The organism is Bradyrhizobium sp. Ken01 (assembly GCF_055807355.1).
In genome coordinates this window covers 1-7,207 of sequence record NZ_JBVVPC010000103.1, presented here as the reverse complement: position 1 = coordinate 7,207, position 7,207 = coordinate 1, and the positions used below count along the sequence as shown (strand labels likewise).

General features: G+C 64.6%; 7 protein-coding genes and 1 pseudogene. All 8 read left to right on the top strand.

Annotated elements, in window-relative coordinates; all coding sequences use genetic code 11:
- Positions 1-161, top strand: a pseudogene (locus AC0L3S_RS38585) (ABC transporter permease); the annotation flags it as partial.
- Entirely contained in the window at positions 155-955 is an 801-nt protein-coding gene (locus AC0L3S_RS38580) for an ABC transporter ATP-binding protein (protein ID WP_473285115.1), read from the top strand. The pseudogene AC0L3S_RS38585 and the gene AC0L3S_RS38580, both read left to right, overlap by 7 nt.
- Complete coding sequence (locus AC0L3S_RS38575) at positions 949-2,121, top strand: acyl-CoA dehydrogenase family protein (RefSeq protein WP_473285113.1); 1,173 nt, start codon at positions 949-951, stop codon at positions 2,119-2,121. The genes AC0L3S_RS38580 and AC0L3S_RS38575 overlap by 7 nt, the downstream gene beginning before the upstream one ends.
- 29 nt (positions 2,122-2,150) lie before the next feature.
- On the top strand, positions 2,151-3,251 hold the full coding sequence (locus AC0L3S_RS38570; RefSeq protein WP_473285111.1) for an LLM class flavin-dependent oxidoreductase: 1,101 nt from the start codon (positions 2,151-2,153) through the stop codon (positions 3,249-3,251).
- The gene (locus tag AC0L3S_RS38565) at positions 3,248-4,186 is read left to right on the top strand and encodes an ABC transporter substrate-binding protein (RefSeq protein WP_473260431.1); all 939 of its coding nucleotides are present in this window, start codon (positions 3,248-3,250) and stop codon (positions 4,184-4,186) included. The genes AC0L3S_RS38570 and AC0L3S_RS38565 overlap by 4 nt, the downstream gene beginning before the upstream one ends.
- Before the next feature lie 336 nt (positions 4,187-4,522).
- Positions 4,523-5,371, top strand: a complete 849-nt coding sequence (locus AC0L3S_RS38560) for a CmcJ/NvfI family oxidoreductase (RefSeq protein WP_473285109.1) — start codon at positions 4,523-4,525, stop codon at positions 5,369-5,371.
- A 93-nt stretch (positions 5,372-5,464) separates the two neighbouring features.
- Positions 5,465-5,776 carry a septal ring lytic transglycosylase RlpA family protein gene (locus AC0L3S_RS38555; RefSeq protein ID WP_007601095.1) on the top strand — a complete coding sequence of 104 codons (312 nt, stop codon included), beginning with the start codon at positions 5,465-5,467 and terminating at the stop codon, positions 5,774-5,776.
- A gap of 49 nt (positions 5,777-5,825) precedes the next feature.
- The gene (locus tag AC0L3S_RS38550; protein ID WP_473285107.1) at positions 5,826-6,995 is read left to right on the top strand and encodes a Gfo/Idh/MocA family protein; all 1,170 of its coding nucleotides are present in this window, start codon (positions 5,826-5,828) and stop codon (positions 6,993-6,995) included.
- Positions 6,996-7,207 lie beyond the last annotated feature (212 nt).

Below are 7,207 nucleotides of genomic sequence, written 5' to 3'. Positions count from 1 at the left end.
GGCTCGGCTGGTACCTGCAATGGGCGCAGGGCTGGGCCGCCTACGCCAACATGTATGCGGCGCTGATCGTGATGTCGTTGCTCTGCTCCGGCGCGATCACGCTGCTGTTTGCGATCCGCGATCGCCTGCTGGTCTGGCAGAAGGGGACCGTCAAATGGTAGCCGCAACCGCACTGGCTGAAATCGACGCTCACCTGGCCGCCGGTGCCGCGCTCGATATCGAGCAGGTCAGCCACGCGTTCGACATCGACGGCGCCGAGCTGCCGGTGCTCTGCGACGTCACCATCTCCGTCGGGCCGGGCGAGTTCGTTGCGCTGCTCGGACCCTCCGGCTGCGGCAAGTCGACTTTGCTGCGCCTCGTCGCAGGCCTCGACAAGCCCAGGTCCGGAACGCTGCGCGAGGACGAGGCGCGCATCACGCGACCGCACCCGTCGCGCGTCGTCGTGTTCCAGGACCCGACATTGTTTCCCTGGCGCACGGTCTGGGACAACGTCGCGCTTGGGCTGGAGGCGCAGGGCATTTTGAAGAGCCAGCGTCACCGCGTCGATGCCGCGCTTGATCTCGTAGGGCTATCGTCCTTCCGCAATGCCTATCCGCACCAGCTCTCGGGCGGCATGGCGCAGCGCGTTGCGCTCGCCCGTGCGCTGGTCAATGATCCAAAAATCCTCATCCTCGACGAGCCGCTGGGCAAGCTCGACTCGCTGACCCGCATCACCATGCAGGCCGAGCTGGTCTCGCTGTGGCAGCGCAAGGGTTTCACCACGCTGCTGGTGACGCATGACGCCGAGGAGGCGCTGGTGCTCGCCAACCGCGTCATCGTGTTCAGCGACCGCCCGGCGCGCGTGAAGGCCGATATCCGTGTCGACCGGCCCTATCCGCGCCATCGCGGTGATCCGTATCTCGCGGATTTGCGCCGCCAGATTCTTGGCCTGCTCGGATTGGACGCCACATGGTAACTTCGATCGCCAAGGGGCGCGCGGCGCATCACGAGCCCGACTACGTCGCACGTGCCGAGGCGCTGGCCGAGGCTTTCGCCGCCCGTGCGGCCGAATACGATCGCACCGGAAGCTTCCCGTTCGAGAATTTTCGCGAGCTGTCCGAGGCGGGTCTGCTGTCGCTGACGGTGCCTGCCGCCCATGGCGGCGCCGGGGCAGGCGCACGATACGCCGCCCGCGTCCTCGGCATCATCGGCAAGGCCGATCCGTCGACCGCGCTGGTGCTGTCGATGCACTACATCAACCATCTGGTGATGGCACGGAGCCCGACCTGGCCGGCAAGGCTGTCGCGCAAGCTTGCGCGCGAGAGTGTCGAAGGCCTTGCGCTCGTCAACGCGCTCCGCGTCGAGCCCGAACTGGGCTCGCCTGCGCGCGGCGGCCTGCCCGCGACCATTGCACGCCGGACCGAGACCGGCTGGCGGCTCTCGGGGCACAAGATTTATTCGACGGGATCGCCGATCCTGAAATGGTATCTGGTCTGGGCTCGGACGGACGAAGCCGAGCCGCGCGTCGGACAGTTCCTGGTGCCGGCGGGACTGCCGGGCACGCGCATCGTCGAGACATGGGATCATCACGGCCTGCGCGCCAGCGGCAGCCACGACGTCATCTTCGACGACGTCGTGATCCCCCTCGATGCCGAGATCGACGTTCGCAAACCGGCGGACTGGCGCGTACCTGATGTCGCGCAGGCGACCGTCCACACGATTTTCGTCGCCGCGATCTATGACGGCGTTGCGCGGGCTGCACGCGACTGGCTGGTCGGGTTCCTGAAGCAGCGGGTGCCGGCCGGCCTGGGCGCGCCGCTTGCGACCTTGCCGCGCGCGCAGGAGATCCTTGGCGCGATCGAAGCTCGGCTTGTGGTGAATGCGCGGCTGATCGCATCCTTCGCTGGCGATTTCGATGACGGTGTCGAGCTTTCCGCGGCCGAGTCCAACGTCATCAAGTTGACCGTGACCAACAACGCCGTCGCCGCGGTTGAGGATGCCTTGTCGCTGACCGGCAATCACGGCCTGTCCCGCGCCAATCCGCTGGAGCGGCACTATCGCGATGTCCTCTGCGGCCGCGTGCACACGCCGCAGGACGATTCCACGCGCACCGGCCTCGGCCGTGCCGCATTGGGCCTCTAGCCTGCCGCCAAACATTCAGGGAGAACATCATGTCGATCGAGTTCATCGGCTTTATCGCCAACAGTAATGCGTCCGAGACCATCGTGCGCCAGGGTCCGCTGCTCGATCCAGCCTATATCGAGACCGTGGCGAAGGCGCATGAGCTCGCGGGTTTCGACCGCGCGCTGCTGGCGTTCCATTCGACCACGCCGGATGCGCTTCAGGTCGCGCAGCATGTGCTGACCATCACCAAGTCGTTAAAGGTAATGATTGCGCAGCGACCGGGCTTTACCGCACCGACGCTGCTCGCGCGGCAGCTGGCGACGCTTGACCAACTCTATGGAGGCCGCGTCTCGCTGCACGTCATCACCGGCGGCAATGCAGCCGAGCTCAGGCAGGACGGCAACACGCTCGACGACAAGGACGAGCGTTACGCCCGTACCAGCGAGTTTCTCGATGTGGTGAAGCTGGAATGGACCAGCGAGAAGCCGTTCAACTACAGCGGAAAGTATTACAACGTCGAGAACGGTTTTTCGCAGGTGAAGCCGCTGCAGAAGGCCGGCATCTACACCTTCGTCGGTGGTGGCTCCGACGCTGCGATCGACGTCGCGGGCAAGCATGCCGACACCTTTGCGCTGTGGGGCGAATCCTATGCGCAGGTGCGTGACGTCACCTCGCGCGTTCACAATGCGGCCGTCAGGCAGGGCCGTCCGACGCCGCGCTTCAGCCTCTCGGTGCGACCGATCATCGCCCCGACCGAGAAGCAGGCCTGGGAAAAGGCGGAAGAGATTCTTGCGCGCGCCACTGCGCTCCAGGACAAGACCGGCTATCGCAAGCCCGCCGACGGCCATGCCACCGCCGGCGCGCGGCGCCTGCTCTCGCTCGCCGACCAAGGCAGCCGCATCGACAAGCGGCTGTGGACCGAGATCGCAAAGCTCACCGGCGCCAACAGCAACACCACCGCGCTGGTCGGCACGCCCGAGCAGGTCGCCGAGGTCTTCGGCGACTATTACGACCTCAGCGTCAACCATTTCCTGATCCGCGGCTTCGATCCCCTGATCGATGCCATCGAATACGGCCGCGAGCTGATCCCGCTGACGCGCGAGCTGATCGCCAAGCGCCAGGCCGTTCGCGGCGAGGCGGCGGAATGATCCGTCTCATGCTGGCCGGTGCGCTGCTGTTCGGCTCGTTCGAACTGGCAGCAGCGCAAACCATCCTGCGAGTCGGCGACCAGAAGGGCAATTCGCAGGCGGTGATGGAAGCCGCCGGCGTGCTGAAAGACGTTCCCTACAAGATCGAGTGGAAGGAGTTTCCCGCGGCTGCGCCGCTGCTGGAAGCGCTCAGCGCTGGCGCGATCGAGACCGGTCTCGTCGGCGACGCACCCTTCACCTTCGCCGCCGCCTCCGGCGCGCCGGTGAAGGCGATCGCCGCGATCCGGCAGACGCGCGAGGGGCTTGCCATCCTCGTGCCCGAGAATTCGCCGATCAAGAGTTTTGCGGATTTGCGCGGCAAGAAGATCGCGACCGGTCGCGGCTCGATCGGGCATCAGCTGATTCTCGCCGCGCTCGAGAAGAACGGCTGGGCTGCGGCTGACGTGCAGATTGCGTTCCTGGCGCCGTCCGATGCCAAGATCGCCTACACGCAAGGCTCCGTCGACGCTTGGTCCACCTGGGAGCCTTATGTCAGCCAGGAAGAGGTGCTGTTCAAGTCGCGCCGTGTCATCACCTCGGAAGGCCTGACACCGGGGCTGAGCTTTCAGGTCGCGCGGCCCGATGCCATCCGCGACAAGCGCGCGGAGCTGACCGACTTCGTCCGGCGCCTCACCGCGGCGCGGGCGTGGTCGCTGAACAATCTCGACAGCTATGCCGCGACCTGGGGCAGACTGATGAACATCCCAACTGCCGTGCCGCAGAACTGGCTGTCGCGCGCAAAAATCCGGATCGCGCCGATCGATGACGGCGTGGTCGCGGACGAGCAGAGCACGATCGATCTCTATTTCCGCTGGGGCCTGATCAAGCAGAAGCTCGATGCGGCCGAGATCGTAGATCGCTCGTTCTCGGATGCGATTGCGAAGGCAGGGTTGTAGTCGCCAAGCACACGCTGTGTCCCGGACGCGCTGCAGCGTGCAACGCTGCTGCGCAGAGCCGGGACTCATGCCACACAGAACACGCTCTCGGTTAGATGGGCCCCGGCTCTGCGGCGCACCACTGCGTGATGCGCCGCGTCCGGGGCACGAGACCTCACAAACACTCAAGCGTCCGTGAAGCGGAAAGACCGCATTCCAATCCAAGCCGCTTCATCGATACGTTCCTTCTGCATTTTCCGCTCGCGACAATACCCGCATTGCTATTTGCACGACCTCCCTTGCAGCACGCCTGGTCCCGTCAAAAATCATCCAGACGACCACATCGGGAGACCGGCCATGGGCCTGCAAGAAACAAAAATCGAATCGCTTCCTTTCGTCACCGCTGAACTCAACTATCTCGCGCCGGTTTCGGGCAAACCGCGCACCTACGCCTTCGATCCGCCGCCTGGCGAGCCCAAAAGCACGTCGCTGCCGGAGCCGCATCAGGTCCCGATCTTCGATGGGCGACTGATCGCGCAGAGTTTATCGCTCGACCGCGAAGGCTTTGCGCTGGTGCGGCATCCAACCCGGATAAAGGACTTCGGCAACGACGAAGAGGTGAGGGCGGTCTACTATCCCGCCGTGGAGGCCTTCCTGCGCGCAACGCTGAAAGCAGACCGCGTCGTCATCTTCGACCACACCGTGCGCAGGCGCGTCGAGGGTGCCGCGGATATGCGCGACGGTGGCCCGCGTCAGCCGGCAACGCGCGTCCACGTCGACCAGACCGCCGTCTCAGGCGCCAACCGCGTGCGCGAGCATCTGCCCTATGAGGCCGCTGAGTTGCTGAAGGGCCGCGTCCAGGTGATCAATCTGTGGCGGCCGATCCGCGGTCCCTTGCGAGATTCGCCGCTGGCGATGGCTGACGGAACGACGGTCGCGCCCGACGATCTCGTCGCCTCCGATCTGATCTATCCGAACCGTCGCGGCGAGACGTATTCGGTGAAATACAATCCGAACCATCGCTGGTTCTATTTCCCCGAGATGACGACGGACGAAGCGCTGCTGCTCAAGTGCTACGATTCCGTAACCGATGGCCGCACGCGCTTCGGGCCGCGTTCGTCGATCCGACGACGCCGGCGGATGCGGCGCCGCGTGAGAGCATCGAAGTCCGCACGCTGGTCTTTCACAAACAGTAACAATGTGTGATGGCACCGCCGGGCGCCGCCCGGCGGCGGCTCAGGAACCCACGGGAACCAACAAGCGTTGCTGGGCGGGGCAGGGCCAACCCGGAGCGGTGCCGTGCGAGCGCAGACCACGCTATTTTCTTGCCTTGCCACTTTTTCGCTTTCTGCAGTTTCCTTTGCCCAGGCCGAAAGCGGGCTTGCCTCTTATTACGGATACGGAAAAGCCGGGAAGGGCGAGCTGACCTGCGCGCACCGGACGCGCCCCTTCGGAAGCGTGCTGAGGGTGTCCTACGGCAGCCGCTCGATTCAATGCCGCGTCAACGATCGCGGCCCCTTCATCCGCGGCCGGATCGTCGATCTCTCGGTCCCGGCTGCCAAAGCGCTGGGCATGATGAGTGCCGGCGTGGTGCGGGTCTCGGTGGAATAGACCTGCCAGGACGCTATAGTGCTGCCCAAAGCATGGGTCAGGGGGCACTATGGCCAGGATCAGGGTGGGACTCGTCGGCTGCGGCTTCGTGTCGGAGCTGCATATGTACGCGTTCCGGCGCGTCTATGGCGTGGATGTCGAGGTCGCGGCGGTCGCTGCGCGTGGCGACCACGTCATGGAATTTGCACAGCGCCACCAGATCCCACGGGTCCATCGCAGCTTCGCCGAGCTGATCGCAGAGCGCGAGCTCGATGTCATCGACATCTGCACGCCGCCCAATCTTCATGCGGGGATGATCGTCGCCGCCATGCAGGCCGGCAAGCATGTGATCTGCGAAAAGCCGTTCGCCGGTTATTTCGGCCGAGACGGCGACCAGCAGCCGATCGGCAAACATGTGCCGAAGGCGCTGATGTATGAGCGTGTGCTGGAAGAGATGGACGCCACGCGTGCCGCGATCGAGCGCACCGGAAAGCTCTTCATGTATGCCGAGGACTGGATCTACGCGCCGGCGGTGACCAAGACCGCGGAGATTCTGAGAGCGACGAAAGACAAAATCCTGTTCATGAAGGGCGAGGAGAGCCATTCCGGCTCGCACGCGGCCCATGCCGCGCAATGGGCGATGACCGGCGGCGGCTCGCTGATCCGGATGGGCTGCCATCCGCTCTCCGCCGTGCTGTATCTCAAGCAGGTCGAGGCCAAGGCGCGCGGTGAGACCATCCGCGTTGCCAGCGTCAGCGGCGATGTCGGCAATGTCACGGCCGTCCTCAAGCCGGAGGAGCGCACCTACATCAAGGCCAATCCGGTTGACGTGGAGGACTGGGGCACGCTGACCGCGACGTTTTCGGACGGCACCAAGGCCACCGTGTTCTCCGGCGACATGATCATGGGCGGCGTGCGCAATCTGATCGAGACCTACACGTCAGGCGGCTCGCTGTTCGCCAACATCACGCCGAACACTCATCTGATGAGCTACCAGACGTCCGAGGAGAAGCTCTCCTCCGTCTACATCACCGAGAAGGTCGATCGCAAAACCGGCTGGCAATATGTCTGCCTCGAAGAGGAGTGGACGCGCGGCTATCTCCAGGAGATCCAGGACTTCATGGAATGCGCCGCGACGGGACGGCAGCCGCTGTCGGATCTGACGCTGGCGTATGAGACGATCAAGGTGAACTACGCCGGCTATTGGGCGGCGGAGGAGGGGCGGCGAGTAGTGTTGTAGGGAGCGTGATGAACTCACTGAACTAGCCACAGGCACAGTGCCAATCCTTCTCCCCTTGCGGGAGAAGGTGGCGCGAAGCGCCGGATGAGGGGTTATCTCCGCGAACGCAAATGTGAGAGGATCGCTCGCGGAGATAACCCCTTGTATCTGCACGGCCAGCATTTGTGCGATGGAAGTGACTTAGCGCCTTGGCCGGTGGCCACCGGCCAAGG

Excerpts from the sequence above, each read along its gene's own strand:
- AC0L3S_RS38580 (WP_473285115.1), top strand. The coding sequence starts at position 155 with ATGGTAGCCGCAACCGCACTGGCTGAAATCGACGCTCACCTGGCCGCC.
- AC0L3S_RS38565 (WP_473260431.1), top strand. The coding sequence starts at position 3,248 with ATGATCCGTCTCATGCTGGCCGGTGCGCTGCTGTTCGGCTCGTTCGAA.
- AC0L3S_RS38550 (WP_473285107.1), top strand. The coding sequence starts at position 5,826 with ATGGCCAGGATCAGGGTGGGACTCGTCGGCTGCGGCTTCGTGTCGGAG.
- AC0L3S_RS38560 (WP_473285109.1), top strand. The coding sequence starts at position 4,523 with ATGGGCCTGCAAGAAACAAAAATCGAATCGCTTCCTTTCGTCACCGCT.
- AC0L3S_RS38570 (WP_473285111.1), top strand. The coding sequence starts at position 2,151 with ATGTCGATCGAGTTCATCGGCTTTATCGCCAACAGTAATGCGTCCGAG.
- AC0L3S_RS38575 (WP_473285113.1), top strand. The coding sequence starts at position 949 with ATGGTAACTTCGATCGCCAAGGGGCGCGCGGCGCATCACGAGCCCGAC.